This window comes from Flavobacterium maritimum (assembly GCF_040049085.1).
GTDB lineage: Bacteria > Bacteroidota > Bacteroidia > Flavobacteriales > Flavobacteriaceae > Flavobacterium > Flavobacterium maritimum.
In genome coordinates, this window is record NZ_JBDLZY010000030.1 from 1 (window position 1) to 581 (window position 581).

A 581-nucleotide genomic window follows, 5' to 3' on the forward strand; every position below is an offset into this window, starting at 1 on the left:
ACAACTAGTTTGTCTTATGCAAATACTTCTGCTTCAGGAATTATAGAAGGAAATGGATTAAAGAAAAATAATTTTGGAATACGTCAGACAGGTAAATTTTTCAATAATAAATTAACTGTTTCTGCTGATGCTAAATATACAAGCCAAACGATTGATAACAGGCCGGTTAATGGACTTTATTCAAATCCTTTGACAGGAGTATATTTATTCCAGAGAGCAAACGATTTTAATTTTTACAGAGATAATTATGAAACTTTTATCCCTTCAAGAAATTTATACGGACAAAATTTTTATTCTACTTCAGATATATATGTACAAAACCCATATTGGTTAATCAACAGAAACAAATCTGTTGATACTGATAGTTTCTTTAATGGAAACCTAGCTGTAGATTATAAAGCAAACAACTGGTTAAGTATTGCTGCAAGATATAGCTATAACAGAATTGAAAATGATTTTGATAAAAGAATATACGCTACTACAAATACTTCATTATCTCATATAAATGGTAGATATATAAATGTGGGGACATTAAGTACGCAGCGTTATGGGGATTTGATTGCTAAAATCAATACCAATTT

1 pseudogene is annotated in these 581 nt (G+C 29.3%); it reads left to right on the plus strand.

Annotated elements, in window-relative coordinates:
* Nucleotides 1-581, plus strand: a pseudogene (locus tag ABEB23_RS18135) (SusC/RagA family TonB-linked outer membrane protein); the annotation flags it as partial.